The organism is Nocardia ignorata NBRC 108230, from assembly GCF_001612905.1.
Classification (GTDB): domain Bacteria; phylum Actinomycetota; class Actinomycetes; order Mycobacteriales; family Mycobacteriaceae; genus Nocardia; species Nocardia ignorata.
In genome coordinates this window covers 1-12,699 of sequence record NZ_BDBI01000059.1, presented here as the reverse complement: position 1 = coordinate 12,699, position 12,699 = coordinate 1, and the positions used below count along the sequence as shown (strand labels likewise).

16 protein-coding genes are annotated in these 12,699 nt (G+C 65.9%); 2 read left to right on the top strand and 14 right to left on the bottom strand.

Going from position 1 to position 12,699, the window contains the following annotated elements:
* Positions 1 to 81, top strand: an 81-nt coding sequence (locus tag NI2_RS35820; protein WP_133734330.1) for a DUF1508 domain-containing protein, incomplete at its 5' end; no start/stop codon positions are given.
* 105 nt (positions 82 to 186) lie between these two features.
* Here NI2_RS35820 and NI2_RS35480 read toward each other — a convergent pair.
* The 10 genes from NI2_RS35480 to NI2_RS32270 all read right to left on the bottom strand — a co-directional run bounded on the left by NI2_RS35480 (position 187) and on the right by NI2_RS32270 (position 8,217).
* A complete protein-coding gene (locus NI2_RS35480) occupies positions 187 to 1,404 on the bottom strand; it encodes an amidoligase family protein (RefSeq protein ID WP_243750169.1) in 1,218 nt (405 codons plus the stop codon).
* Between the two features lie 224 nt (positions 1,405 to 1,628).
* Positions 1,629 to 2,162: a hypothetical protein gene (locus NI2_RS34295; protein WP_067499021.1), complete on the bottom strand. Its 534-nt coding sequence runs from the start codon at positions 2,160 to 2,162 to the stop codon at positions 1,629 to 1,631.
* A gap of 77 nt (positions 2,163 to 2,239) precedes the next feature.
* On the bottom strand, positions 2,240 to 2,584 hold the full coding sequence (locus tag NI2_RS32305; RefSeq protein WP_067499019.1) for a hypothetical protein: 345 nt from the start codon (positions 2,582 to 2,584) through the stop codon (positions 2,240 to 2,242).
* Positions 2,581 to 3,060, bottom strand: coding sequence for a hypothetical protein (locus NI2_RS32300; protein WP_067499016.1), 480 nt, complete (start codon positions 3,058 to 3,060; stop codon positions 2,581 to 2,583). Before NI2_RS32300 ends, NI2_RS32305 begins: the two co-directional genes overlap by 4 nt.
* Positions 3,057 to 3,392 carry a hypothetical protein gene (locus NI2_RS32295; protein WP_067499014.1) on the bottom strand — a complete coding sequence of 112 codons (336 nt, stop codon included), beginning with the start codon at positions 3,390 to 3,392 and terminating at the stop codon, positions 3,057 to 3,059. The genes NI2_RS32300 and NI2_RS32295 overlap by 4 nt, the downstream gene beginning before the upstream one ends.
* Before the next feature lie 52 nt (positions 3,393 to 3,444).
* Entirely contained in the window at positions 3,445 to 4,215 is a 771-nt protein-coding gene (locus NI2_RS32290; protein WP_067499012.1) for a class II glutamine amidotransferase, read from the bottom strand.
* Between the two features lie 60 nt (positions 4,216 to 4,275).
* A complete protein-coding gene (locus NI2_RS32285) occupies positions 4,276 to 5,454 on the bottom strand; it encodes an amidoligase family protein (RefSeq protein ID WP_243750168.1) in 1,179 nt (392 codons plus the stop codon).
* A gap of 90 nt (positions 5,455 to 5,544) precedes the next feature.
* Positions 5,545 to 6,336 (bottom strand): class II glutamine amidotransferase, encoded by a 792-nt coding sequence (locus NI2_RS32280; protein ID WP_243750167.1) that lies wholly within the window; start codon positions 6,334 to 6,336, stop codon positions 5,545 to 5,547.
* Positions 6,324 to 7,415: a hypothetical protein gene (locus tag NI2_RS32275; RefSeq protein WP_243750166.1), complete on the bottom strand. Its 1,092-nt coding sequence runs from the start codon at positions 7,413 to 7,415 to the stop codon at positions 6,324 to 6,326. Before NI2_RS32275 ends, NI2_RS32280 begins: the two co-directional genes overlap by 13 nt.
* 226 nt (positions 7,416 to 7,641) lie before the next feature.
* Complete coding sequence (locus NI2_RS32270; protein ID WP_067499010.1) at positions 7,642 to 8,217, bottom strand: hypothetical protein; 576 nt, start codon at positions 8,215 to 8,217, stop codon at positions 7,642 to 7,644.
* 232 nt (positions 8,218 to 8,449) lie between these two features.
* On the opposite strand from NI2_RS32270, the gene NI2_RS32265 reads away from it, so the two are divergent.
* On the top strand, positions 8,450 to 8,974 hold the full coding sequence (locus tag NI2_RS32265; RefSeq protein ID WP_133734329.1) for a hypothetical protein: 525 nt from the start codon (positions 8,450 to 8,452) through the stop codon (positions 8,972 to 8,974).
* On the opposite strand, the gene NI2_RS32260 is transcribed toward NI2_RS32265, so the two are convergent.
* The 4 genes from NI2_RS32260 to NI2_RS32245 form a co-directional block, all read right to left on the bottom strand.
* The gene (locus NI2_RS32260) at positions 8,959 to 9,510 is read right to left on the bottom strand and encodes a hypothetical protein (RefSeq protein WP_133734328.1); all 552 of its coding nucleotides are present in this window, start codon (positions 9,508 to 9,510) and stop codon (positions 8,959 to 8,961) included. The genes NI2_RS32265 and NI2_RS32260 overlap by 16 nt on opposite strands.
* A 307-nt stretch (positions 9,511 to 9,817) precedes the next feature.
* Positions 9,818 to 10,681, bottom strand: coding sequence for a DUF2637 domain-containing protein (locus tag NI2_RS32255; RefSeq protein WP_067499003.1), 864 nt, complete (start codon positions 10,679 to 10,681; stop codon positions 9,818 to 9,820).
* Positions 10,682 to 10,990: 309 nt separating this feature from the next.
* Complete coding sequence (locus tag NI2_RS32250; RefSeq protein WP_084477105.1) at positions 10,991 to 11,998, bottom strand: tyrosine-type recombinase/integrase; 1,008 nt, start codon at positions 11,996 to 11,998, stop codon at positions 10,991 to 10,993.
* Positions 11,999 to 12,069: 71 nt separating this feature from the next.
* Positions 12,070 to 12,501, bottom strand: coding sequence for a hypothetical protein (locus tag NI2_RS32245; protein WP_067498998.1), 432 nt, complete (start codon positions 12,499 to 12,501; stop codon positions 12,070 to 12,072).
* Positions 12,502 to 12,699 lie beyond the last annotated feature (198 nt).

The following is a 12,699-nucleotide window of genomic DNA, read 5'->3' as shown; positions in this document are numbered from 1 at the left end:
GCGGCGAAGAAGGGGATCGCCTCGGTGCAGAGCAACGCGGCCGGGGCCACGATCGTCGACCTCACCGAGGCCGCGACGTAGTCTGCGCAAGGACTGAGCCCTGACCGGATGCCGGTCAGGGCTCAGTCGTTTCCGGGGATAGACGAGGTGGGTCGGCGGCTGGATTGTGAAGCGGCCGTGGTGCCGTCAGGACGCGCGGGCGAGGTGCCCGTCTATGCCGAGCCGGGCGAGTTCGGCGACGAGCGGGGCGTAGTCGGGGCGGGCGACGAGCCAGGTGGTGAAGGTCGACCATTCCCAGCCCCGGTAGCGGGCGATGTCGCGGGATCGGAGGGTGCGGGTGTATTCGACCGAGGCATGGGCGAAGCCGAGAGCCGCTTGGACCTGTTGGGGTTTCAAAGAACTGGCGAACACCCGCAGTTCGAAGGTGTCTTCGGGGAAGACGTTGATCGCTTGCTGTCGGCCGAACCCGTGGTGACTGCCGTGGGCGAATTCTCGGCATCGTCGCCGGGCGGCGGGACTGAACTGCGCCCAGTTGGAGATTCGGCGGGCCAAGGTGGTGACTTCGGACTGGTTGCGGTGGATGAACTTCATCCACCGGTAGATGTGGGCGGGGGAGTCGAATCCGTCGCGGGACAGGTGGATGTGGATGCCGACCCCGTCGTCGGTGTGGCACCCGAGCAGCCGTAGCTGGGGCAGCAGCGACCAGGGGAACTCGGTGATCGCGTAGTCGTAGGTCATCGGGTGGGTGACCAGTTCGAACCCGCATGTGATCGATCCGTCCTGTTTCAAGTAGGCCAGATCACCGATCGCGGTGACGGTGGTGTCGACGGCATCGGTGAAACCGTCTCTGGTGGCCCTGATTTCGAGTTCCAAACCCAGGTAGAGGGGGCCGTCGCCGTGGAAGACAGGGGTGGGTTTGTAGAAGTAGTCGTGGATCGCGGGGTGTTCGGTTCGGCATTCCGCGCACCGATCGGTGCCGATGGGGACGAGGGTGACGCAGTCGTCGCATTCGCGGTAGTCGTTTTCGCACCGCTCGCACACCTCGGCGCCGCCGTCGACGGTGTAGGAGTGCGCGGTGCGACCGAGGCAATCACCGCATCGCAGGTAGTCCCGGGCGCAGCTCGAGCAGACGTCGTGACCGCCGGCGATCTGGTCGAGGTCGCGGACCAAACCTTGGCAGTCCGGGCAACGAGACCATCCGGCCCTGCAGTCGGCACAGAGTTGATCCCCGTCCTCGGTGCCGATGAGGTCGCTGCTCGGGGAGCCGCATTCGTCGCATACCGACAGCTCGGCACCGCAGGAAGAACACAAGCGGTCGCGCTCGGCGGTGTTGATGAGGTCGGCGGCCAGTGTCGGCGCACGGCACTGGTCACAGACGGTTTCGGCGAGAACCAGGGTGGGCATGGGGGTGTTCCCTTCCGGATAAGCGGCACCGAGCCCGCACCCGTGGTGGGTGCGGGCTCAGTGCCGGTGAGGAAGCAGGTGGTGAGGACGGCCACTCGAGTCGGGGCCGAAGTGGAAGGTGTTGTGGGTATCCACAGGCCTATCCACAACATGTGGAAAGGTGACGGTGCCGGTCGCGTCGGTCGCTGCGAACAGACCGCCCTCAGGGGCGCGGAAGGGTCGGCTTAGGTGTCCCTACCGTTACGTTCGCCGAGAACCGGTGCCTGCCACAGCGTTCGGGCCGCGATGATCGCGGCGAGCAGGTCCATCGGTTGGATGTCTTCGGAACCGGGGGCAGGGTCTCGGACTTTGCGTAGGCGCCGGATCGGTACTCCGCGCAGCGCGATGCCGGTGGCCTCGGGGCCGGAGTCATCGGCGGGGACGCTGATGATGCGGTAGTCCTCGGACCGGGTCCATGCTTCGTACCAGGCTTCGGCAGGTTTGCCCTCCCGGCCCGGAGCCGGGTCCTCGGCGGGTGCCCAGAACCTGCACCGGCACAACGGGTCACCGCAGCGGGTGAGTGGGTTGTTGCCGGTGGGGTTGTAGCGCTGCATGGTGCCGGCGAGCATGACGCAGGCTTGTCGGCTGTACCAAGCGCATTCAGGGTGCAGTCCGGGCTCGACGGCCACGCCGCGCAGGTAGTCGGCGGGGCGGATCATCAACACCAGGCTCGCATCGAGGGATTCGCCGCAGACCTGGCATCGCTTGTAGTGCAACATTTCTGCGAGACGATGGGGATCGATCCGCCCCCACACCGGGCGGGTCCGGTCGCGGTGGGCGAGGGTGATGTGAGGGACTATGAGCCCTGACGAGAGAGGCGCTTTCGCCAAGCGCGCGGGGATCGGAACACGCTCGGCAGCGGGCGGCCGGGAGCCGGGGGATCCGGGGGTGGCGGACAAATGTTCCTCGAATCTGGTGGTTCGGTGTCGGGTGTGGTGTCCTCGGCCGAACGTCGGGGGGCGACGAGGACGACGGTGGTGGTCTGGTCGGGGGCGAAGGGTGTTTGGACGCGGAGGTGGATCAGCGACACCAGGCTGGTGGTGGTCGGGGTGCCGGTGTTCCAGGGCTCGTAGAGGTCGGGGTCGGGGTCGGGGATCTGGGCTTGTAGCCAGGCGGTGAGTTCTCCGACGTGGGTGATCACGATGTCCAGCGTTTGCCGGTGTGGGGGTCGTGGTCATAGACGGGCACCACGTTGGGTGCGCCGAGGGCGTGCTCGGTGACCGAGGTCGGCAGCACGGCTTCCTCTCCGCTGGCGGCCCACCAGCCGGGTGCGATCACCCACCGGTCCTCGGCGAGGTGAGCGGGCACCAGCCGCCAACTGATCCCTGTCTTGGCGATGCCGAACGGATCGTTACCCCAGCGGGTTTCGCGTGTGCCGTCAGTGGTGATGGTGTCGATCGCGGTGGCGTGTTCGATGCGCACCAACGCCATCACCGGCAAGTGTCCGGCGATGATCTCGGTGTGGGGGAAGACCGCGATCGGGGTTCCCGCGGCGGGGGTGTCGGCGAATGCGGCGTGCCAGCCGATGACCAACACCTCCCGTGCGGGCCGGGGGATGGGGTGTAGGCGGGCGGTCCAGCGTGATGGCTCGGCCGCCCCGAGCACGGTGGTGTTCACAGCAGCCCCTGGTCGCCGTCGGTGGTGGGCAGCTGGTGTTGTACGGATTCGATGAACCGCAACGGCAGGAGCACCTGTTCACCGGCATCGGTGGTCAGGTTGGCGTGGCGGGCGCCGACGGTGTCCACGCGCAACCGCGGCATCAGGTGCCCACCGCGGGTGCGGAGGGTGACGGGCAGGTTGTTGTGGCGGGCCTCGTGGAGTGCGGCCACCACCATGGTCGACTCGGTCGAACCGGTCACCGGGTCAGCGAAAGGGCCGATGCCGCGCAACTGGTTCAGGGCGGCGCGCACCCTGTGGCGCAAGGGGGGAACGGTCAGTGGGTAGGTCATCGGGGGTTTCCTTTCCAAGAGGGCTCCAGACGGAGCAGGAAAGAGATGAGTGTCAGGCGGTTTCGAGCGCCATGAGGTCGGCGTAGCGGTCGGCCTCGTCGGGGCAGGTGCAGCGGCAGCGTGGGTAGGGTTGCAGGCACGCTTCGCAGAAGCCGCAGTACGGGCAGTGGGGGCCGTCGGGGTTGTCGTACTCTGCCCCGCAGTTGTCGCAGAACCCGTCGCCGAACTCGTAGTCGTAGAAGGTTCCGGCCGGGTATCGGCCCAGCTCGTAGTTGTGGTTCGAATACCACGAGCCCTCGCGCCAGTGCCCGCGGTGTTCGTTGAAGATGTAGGCGGGGTGTTTGTAGGCGGGGTCGACGGTGAGGATGGCGGCCTTGTCGGTGCCCAGCCACCGTTCGAACCGTTCGCGGCCGGCCCAGGAATCCAGCGACCCGAACGGGTTTTGGGGCAGGAAGTCCTCGGCGGCGATGCGGGTATCGGAGCGGTCGTCGCCCTTGAGGGGGTGGACGTGCTCGGGCAGGATCCCGTTGTGGGCCAGCACGCTGCGTTTGTCCCCGCCGATGGCGAACGGGTGACAGTTGGCGGTGGTGTGGTCACCGTGGGTGGCGAAGCGGGAATGAAACAACGCCGGCCCGTCCGGGAACTCGGTTCGGGCTTGGGCGAATTCGGTGATGGTGGTCTGGGGGTCCAGGCCGTGGCCGACGATGAGTCGGTCTCCGGCGTGCACGGCCCACCCGTGCCCGTGCGGGTTCGCGACGGCGCCGGCGGCGAGGGCTTCGTAGTCGGCGACGATGCCGGGTTTGATGACGGTCAGGATGCACATGCGAAGTCCTCCAGGTTGCTGCGGGCCGCACGGGTTTCGGTCGGTGTCAGTGCGGCGAGTTCAGCGGTCAAGGCGGCGTATTCCGGGCGTTGGGCGACCCACGCGGTGAACGTGGCCCAGTCCCAGCCCTGGCCGCGGACGACGTCGTGAGCACGCAAGGCGCGCGTGTATTCGACGGTGGCGTGGGGCGAAGCCGAGCGCGGCTTGCACCTCGCGACGCTTCAGTGAGCTGGCGAAGACCCGCAGCTCGAAGGTGTGCGCGGGTCGGGCGTTGATGGCGTGATAGCGGCCCCACCCGTGTCCGCCGTGGGCGAGGTCTTTGGCCATGGCGCGGATCTCGGGGTCGAAACTGGCCCATTGCGAGTACTGGCGCCGCGCCAGGGCGGTGACGTCGTCTTCGTTGCGGTAGACGAGTTTGAGCCACCGGTAGATGTGGGCGGGGGAGTCGAATCCGGCCCGCGACACATGGACGTGGATGCCGACCTCGTCATCGGTGTGGCAACCCAGCAACCGCAGCCGTGGCAACAGCGACCAGGGGAACTCGCTCATCGCGTAGTCGAAACTCATCGGGTGGGTGACCAGTTCGAAGCCGCAACTGATCGACCCGTCGTGTTTGAGGTAGCCGACCCCGTCGAGATGGTTGTTCGCGGTCGCGACCGAGTCCTCATAGCCGTGCACGGTGGTGCGGAGTTCGAGTTCCATGCCCAGAAACAGCGGCCCTTGCCCGTGAAAAACCGGGTGCGGAGTGAAGTCGGAGTCGTGGACACGGGAATCGTCGGGCTGGGCGCAGTCGTGGCAGTAGTAGTCACGACCGCGGACCAGGGTGCGACAGCTGCGGCACTGGGTGTAGTCGTCGCGGCAGTCCTCACACACCGCCCGATCACCGTCGACGGTGTAGGAGTCGGCGGTTCGCAGATCGCAGTCGTCACAACTGGTGTAGGACTCGGCACACGATTCGCATACGTCACCGCCGGAAAGGACCGCCACGACGTAGGGCGCGTAGCGCTCGCAGTCCTCACACACGGTGCAGGGGGCCCGGCAACCAGCACACCAGTAGTCGTCCGCAGTGGTCAGCGCGGTATCGCGGGCGGGGAGATCGCACCTCTCGCACAGATCGAGGAAAGCGACACAGCCGGAGCAGAGTTGCTCGTTCTCGGCCGTCTCGACCAACTCCGCAGTCGGGCGGCGGGCTGAACAGGCTTCGCATTCGGCGAGGTCCACCAGGACAGCGGTGGGCATGGAACTCCTTCTCTGAAGACGACGAAAGCCCGCACCAACGGGTGCAGGCTCAGGAGAAAGCGCTGGTGAATTGCGGGCGCAGCCGACTCGTCAGGGACTCGGGGCCCTCGGCGGTTTCGCCGCTGGCAACGCGAGTGGCCACTTGGAGGCACGGTGTTGTGGGCCGCGGGGTCGCGGTCGGCGGCATTCGCAGTGCGGGAACCGGTTTCCGCAGGCGAAGCACCACCCGCAGGTGGTGCAGTAGCGGCCGACGCGGTACTCGTCGACGGTCTCACAGCTGCGGCACACCGACCGGCGCCGCGTGACGTACCGCTGTGACCAGGGCAGATAGCTGCGGTTGGAGTACCAGATCCCGTTGTCCCACAACCCTTTCGACTCGTTGAGCAGATACACCTGTTGGTCGAAGGCGGGGTCGATGGTGAGGATGAGCAGTTTGGATGACCCCAGCCAGGATTCGAGCCCGCGAAATCCCTTGTGGGTGTCGATCGACCCGAACGGCTGGCGTGGGAGGTAGTCCTCGGCGGCGATGCGGGTGTCGGATCGCCAGTCATACGGGCCCGGGTGCACCCGTTTGGGCAGGACACCGTTGTGCGCCAACACGGTTCGTTTGTCACCACCGAGGCGGAAGGGGTGGCAGTTGTCGACGGTGCGGATGCCGTGGGTGGCGTAGCGGGAGTGAAACAACGCCGGACCCTGCGGATGCTGGGCACGGACCCGGGCGAACAGGTCGATCACTTCCTCGGCGTTCATGCCGTGCCCGGTCACAATCGTGGGTCCGGCGATGACGGCGAACCCGTGCCCGTGCGGATTGGCCAGCGCGCCATGACGCAACGCGGCCGGGTCCGGGGCGACGGAGGCGGGGATGAAGGTCAAGAGGCACACAGCACGCCCTCCTGTTCGTCGATCTGTTCGGCAAGGTGGGCGAGTTCAGCGACCAGCGGGGCGTATTCGAGGCAGTGGGTCAGCCAGTCGGTGAACTGATCCCAGTTCCAGCCGCCTGCGTGGATCTGGGCGACGGTGAGGTCGGCGGTGTAGGCGATGGAGGCCTCGGTGAACGCCAACGCCGCCTGCACCTGGCCGGGTTCGAGGGAACTGGCGAAGACCCGCAGCTCGAGGGTGTCGCGTGGGTGGGGGTTGATTGCCTGGTATCGCGGCAAACCCACGGCGTGGCGAGCACCTTTGGCCAGGTCCTTGACCCGAGAGCGGGTGTCGGGCTCGAACGGGGCGTAGCGGCTGGTACGCCGCGCCAACCGCGAGACCTGGTCGGAGTTGCGGTAGACCAGCTTCATCCACCGGAAAATGTGGGCGGGCCCGGTGAACCCGGCCCGCGACGCGTGCACGTGCAAACCGACACCGGCACCGGTTTCACACCCCAGCCGGGCGAGCTGGTGCAGGACCTGCCAGGGGAATTCGGTGAGGGCGTACTGGTAGGTCATCGGGTGGCACACGATCTCGAAACCCATGGGCCGGATCGAGGAATCCCGCTTGAGATAGCCCAGCGATCCGAGTGCGTCGGTGGCGGTCGCGATCGCGTCGTCGAAACGGCGTTCGGGTACAACGACTTCCAGTTCCAACCCAAGGAACAGCGGGCCGGTGCCGTGGAAGATCGGGTCGGGACGGTAGGTGTAGTTCCACAACGTGTGCCGATCAGCGCACCGATCACACCCGCGCCGCCCCGCCAACAGGGTGCCGCAGTCCGGGCACGCCCGCAGCTCCTGAGCGCACGTAGGGCAGGTGCGGTGGTTGCCGACGACGTAGCGGCTGTGGCGGGTGAACCGTTCACACCGGAAGCACTGGTCGAACAACTGGTGCGCGCAGATCCCGCAGACGAAACCATCGGTGTCGGTGCGCAGACCGGTGAACGACACCTCCGTACACGACGCGCACGGGTTCAGTCCGGTCGCACAGTCCGAACACAGGTGTCGCCCGATGGCGGTGTCGGTGAGGGCGAGCGAACGCACGCCGCAGCGGTAACACTGCGCGCACGTTCGGGCGCATGCGTGGCAGACGATTCCGCCGTCGATCGACAGACGAGTACCGGGTTCGCGGGATCGGCAGACCCCGCACGGGTCAGGAAGATCGAGATCGGGCACAGCAAACCCCTTCCGAAAACAACGAACGCCGCACCCGAAAACCGGGATGCGGCGTGAAAGACAGGAAGAAAAGTGACCGAGGAACCGGGACAGGTCAGGCGGCGCGTGCAGTAGCCAGTCGGCAGTCGACCGGTTCGCCGAGATGGCGGCCCTCACAGGTAACCAGCCTCAGCACGCGAGAAGGCTGGGCGAGCTGGCGCCGGGCGATCGCCTCGAATTCATCGATCCGGCTGGCATTGAGCGCCTCATAGTGCTCGCCCACGTCCTTGCCCAGACCATCGACGTCGGGCAGTCCGGCGTGACGCCACATCCGCACGTACAGGCCGAACGCGGTGGTGTTCAACGGCGTCACCAAGCTCGCGCGCATCAGCGACAGCACGACCTCGACCGAGGTCCCCGGCTTGGTCGACACACCAGTCGCGACCCGCTCGAGCAGCTCCCGGGCGTGAGCCCGATAGACGAACTCGGTGCCCATGCGTTCCTCAGTTGCGGTCAACAGCGAAAAGCTGTGATGCAACACATCAGCCACATCGGGGTGAGCCTGCTGCGCGCGACGAATCTCGTCCTCGGCCCAATCCTGCTGCCTGAACGTCGCGAGGAGGGTCGTGGTGAACTCCGATCCAGCGATCTCACGGAGAATCGGTTCGAACCTGGTGAGCTCGGCAATCATCGGTGTCCCTTGTTCGGAAACTGAGCGGGGGAAACAGTTGGATGGAACGCGAAGTCGAAGCCCATCAGACGCCGTGCTCGCAAGATCGCAGCGTGAGGAAGCGCCCATGGCGACTGTGCGAAAGATGATGTAGCGCTGGGCGGTTGCCTTTGCGGGGCTGGCGAGAGGCTGAGAGTGCGGCGTAGGCTGGCAGCGGAAGAGCCGCTGGTCGGGCCATTCTCAGGAGATCGAGATGCCTACTGGCAAGCAACGACGGTCCAAGCGTGATCCCGAATCGAGTCGGCGTTTGGACGAAGTCCAGAACGTGATGAAGACGCGGCGTGAGGCAGCCAAACGCCGCGAGACCGCGACGATCGACGCGGTCCAGACCTACCTCCACGCTGCGGGAGCGATCCGACAGCGCACCGGGATACACGATCAGCGCGTCGGCGAGCTCCGTAAGCGGATCGAACAGTTGGAACGCGAGTACGAGGCCGAAGTCACGCGATGGCGCGGCCGGCAAGCTGGGGCGGTGGCGGCGATGCGCACCTTAGGGGAGTCCGATGACGACATCGGGGAGCTCCTCGAATTGACCACCAAACAGGTGCGACAACTGATCAGTGTGGCGCGGGCATCGGAGAGACCAGCAAACGAACCGGATCCATCGGGTCGTGCTCTACGTCCCGACCCTGTCCAGGAACCTGAACCGGCAGGCGCTCACAGCCAATCCAAGGCCGTGTTGAACACCGGGGAACCGGTCGGTCAGAGTTTGGCGTAACCGCCGGTGTTCCAGACGTACCAACGGAAATGGCTGGGTGCGAGCGGCACTCGGTAGGGGATACCGGGTTCTGTGGGGTAGGGCCAGTAGGCGACACCGCATCGGTGGCAGTAGTAGCCGTGGCTCCACACATGACGTGCACGGTGCCGCCCGGAATCGACCTTGCTGTTGCGGCGTGCACGCTTGAACGCGGTCGTGAAGATCGCGACAACAGGGATAGACAGCACGATCGGAAACAGGTACAGGCCCAGCAGCGACGCCATCATCCGCAGCGGATGCGAGGGCAACGGCTCCATGGTCAACCCGATACTGCACAAGCCGAACACGAATAGGACGAACAACATCAAGACCGAGCCGAGGAACGACAACGGGCCCGCCGAAGGCAGAATCGGTTGCCACGCCAGGCTTCTTGCCAGGGCTGAGCTGTGGCTGAACTCGCGGGTGGAGGTCCCGATCACGGGGACAACTCCGCCCTGGGCTACACCGAACCCGGTATGCACGCCGGTGCTGTAACCACTGAGCGTGCCACCGGACATGACAGCGGGAACGTTCTGGACCCAGTCGACACGGCCGCACTGCGGACAGGACATATCGAAATTCACAAGTCCCCCAAGGACATGGTTTCGCTGGAGACGAGCACGAAAAATGTGATACCTGGCAACGAACCGCGCATCGATCAAACACGGAGACCGGTGCCACTGTCGATGTGGTGTGAACCACATCCGGCAAATGTTCAGCCAGCCTGCGCGCAGGTCGAAACAGTGTCTGGCCCAACCGGTCACAGGTAGTGGGCGTGCGCACGTTCGAACGCAGCGTGCGCACACCCTGCCGGGCGGTCGGGCGCTACGTGCGCACGGCAGGACCGGTGTGCGCATCGTCGGCAGGCTGGTCGTTTTCTGCGTGTGCACGGTTGGCAGGCTGGTCGTTTTCTGCGTGCGCACGGTCGGTGCCTGTTCTCGCGCGTAGCCGCTCGGCGTCGCGCAGGATCCGACTGATGGCCGACCGGCTGCGTCCGAGCTCGCGTGAGATACGGCTGGCGCTCCACCCGTGAACGTAGCGATGCGTCAGAACCATGGCGACGATCGCGTGATCGCGGCGCCCGCCAGGATCCTGGTCGCAGATCCTGGTCGCCAGTTCCTCCACATCCATGTCTGAACTCGTCTGATCATCGAGGGTCTCCTCGACCAGTGCGGGAGGATCTGGGCGTGACGCGGGAAGTGCGCCGCAGGCACCGTCACTGGGGCGTTGGTCGGGCACGGGGAGGGGTGCTGGGGACGGAGGTCGTCGCTCCATCGAAGGGCTGGGTTGACGCGCGTGAGCCAGAATCAGCAGGGCCAGCGAACTCTGAGTCATACTGCCCTCCACAATGAGCGGCCACAGCCATGCTTCGCCCGCGGGCACGCCTGCGGTGATCGCCAGAGCGCGGAGTGCCGTGAACGACAGCCAGAACGCGCCGGCGGCGATGACCACGGTCAAGGCCGTCGCAGCGCGTCGCGCGGTGGGCGAGACGGTGTCGGCACGTGCGAGCAGCGCAACACCGTGTACTGCGGCCAGCAACGCCAGGGGCGGAATGACCGCGACGGTAGCGGCGACCGCGGGCAGGGCCGTGGTGTGCAGGACAGCTTGGGTCGCGTTGCCGATCACGCTGACCCCGGCGGCGATGCACAGCTCGGTCCAGAAGAAGACGTGCGCACGGTCTGTGCGCACGTCCTCGCTCGCGGAGGTCCGGTTGTGGGCAGATAGTGGTGACGCAGTCTGCATGAGCGTGATCCCCTTCTCGGGGGGCGATAGGTGGTCAGAACGTCGCGGGGGCGGGACTCACTTCGCCGGTAGTTGACATGCCGTTCGGCCAGACGGTCTGAGCTGATGTGGTCGCGACAAGGCTGCCGACCGGGAGCGTCCGAGTCACGATGGGATACGGCCGGGTAGCGATCCGTCAGAACCCTGATGACGGTGGCGTGATCGCGAGGATCTCTGGTCGCAGTGCGGTCGCGCGGGAGCACCGGTGAACCGCTGTCACTGGTGTCTTGTGCCGGTAGAGGGGAGCGCTACCGATTCCGACGGAGGGGACAGTGTTCCTCGGGCGAGGGGGTGAGGTTCCCCGGTGAGGACTGACAGCGCTGCGGCGACTTCGTGTAGTTGGGACTTGACGTAGGTATCTGTTGTGCCCGAGCGTTTTCCGCGGTGCCCCGCGAACGCTTGTGCCACGGCATAGCTGAACGTTCGTTCGGCCCATGTCAGCGTCGTATGGCGCAGCCAGTGCGTCGTGACACCTTGGGCGGCTACCCAGGGCAGCGACCTGCCCACGCGAGTCCATATGTGGTCGTAGCGACGTCTGGTGATCGGGCGTCCGTGTTTGTAGCGCAGCAATTGACCGGTGAATGGCGCGTTCCGGCTGGTGGCGTGGTCGTACAGGTGTCGCATCAGTGTCGGCGACACCGGCTGCCAGCGGTCTGAGCCGCCCTTCTCCCGCAGGTACACAAGGCATTGGTCGCGGTCGAGATCCTGCGGTCGCAAGGCGAGTGCGCCGCCGCGCCGACACGCGGTCTCGAGGTGGAATCGCAGAAGGAGCGTGTCGAGTTCGGGATCGTCGCCGGTGATGGCAGCGACTCGGCAGATCTCGGCAACCCTGCCAGAGGGGATCGCGTATCGATGCGATGCCGGCCGGGCGGGCATCTCGAGCTGCCGCGCTGGATTGTCCTGTGGCCGAATCCAACCGGCTTCTTCGGCGTACCGGTAGATGTGGCGCACGGTGGACACGTAGTGCTCGACTGCGCTGGTCCCGCCCCGAGATGCCCGGTTGGGGCAGGCGTTCGCTTTCACCTTGCGGGCCAGTTCTTCGAGTTCGTGGAGGGTGGGCTCGTTCAAAGGCCGGTTCGGCCACAGTGATTCGAGCAGATCCAAATGTGTCCCGTAGGTGCGTGCAGTACCAGTGCTCAGACGGGCTCGAACACGTGGAATCACCTCGCCGAATGTCGGCGCCATGGGAGTGGCGTCGACGAGATCGGCTGCGGAGATGCCCATCTGGGACAACAAGAGTCTGGCTGCTGCCAACGTGTCCGCGGGGACTGCGGGTTGACCGGTGCTCGGGATGGTCACAGGTGTCCCTCCAGGATTCGGCGGCTCTGGCTCATCAGCCCGTCGAGGACGGCGGGGGGATGGATCAGCAATCGCTTCTGTTCTCGGTGCGCGACGACCAGCGCCCGATCGCCCTCGAGAAGTCCGACGCGACGGCGCTGGCGGTAGGGGATTCGGAAGAAGCCGCCGTTGTTCATTCGGACAGAGCTATCAGGGGCGGCACATACCAGGATCAGGCGCTCGTCCTGACACGACAACGTCAGCCGGGTGCCCGGTCGCCAGCCCAGAGCGGAGAACACGGCGTGGTCGGTAACGCGACCAGCATGGGTGATGAGGGCGATGCCGTAGACGATGTTCGGGTCTGCGGTGCGCGGGATGACACTCGACGGCAGCGGGCCGTGGAGGCGTTCTTCGAGTGAGGTCTGGGGTGGGATGACCGGTTCGATCACCGCTCCTCACCCCCTGATGCCGGGAGTCCGCAAGCCCCCTTGCCGGGGCGAAAAGTGACGAGATCGCCACCCGAACTAGCGTGTTTGCGCAGGTCACAGACGTGCACAGCTCAACTCCTTCGTGTGCGAGTGCACTCGAACACGCAGAAGTCGAAATCTGACCAGCTAGCCAACAATTTGTGCGCGAGAGGGGACTTT

Excerpts from the sequence above, each read along its gene's own strand:
- NI2_RS35480 (WP_243750169.1), bottom strand. The coding sequence starts at position 1,404 with ATGCCCACCCTGGTTCTCGCCGAAACCGTCTGTGACCAGTGCCGTGCG.
- NI2_RS34295 (WP_067499021.1), bottom strand. The coding sequence starts at position 2,162 with ATGTTGCACTACAAGCGATGCCAGGTCTGCGGCGAATCCCTCGATGCG.
- NI2_RS32295 (WP_067499014.1), bottom strand. The coding sequence starts at position 3,392 with ATGACCTACCCACTGACCGTTCCCCCCTTGCGCCACAGGGTGCGCGCC.
- NI2_RS32290 (WP_067499012.1), bottom strand. The coding sequence starts at position 4,215 with ATGTGCATCCTGACCGTCATCAAACCCGGCATCGTCGCCGACTACGAA.
- NI2_RS32285 (WP_243750168.1), bottom strand. The coding sequence starts at position 5,454 with ATGCCCACCGCTGTCCTGGTGGACCTCGCCGAATGCGAAGCCTGTTCA.
- NI2_RS32270 (WP_067499010.1), bottom strand. The coding sequence starts at position 8,217 with ATGATTGCCGAGCTCACCAGGTTCGAACCGATTCTCCGTGAGATCGCT.
- NI2_RS32265 (WP_133734329.1), top strand. The coding sequence starts at position 8,450 with ATGCCTACTGGCAAGCAACGACGGTCCAAGCGTGATCCCGAATCGAGT.
- NI2_RS32260 (WP_133734328.1), bottom strand. The coding sequence starts at position 9,510 with ATGTCCGGTGGCACGCTCAGTGGTTACAGCACCGGCGTGCATACCGGG.
- NI2_RS32250 (WP_084477105.1), bottom strand. The coding sequence starts at position 11,998 with ATGGGCATCTCCGCAGCCGATCTCGTCGACGCCACTCCCATGGCGCCG.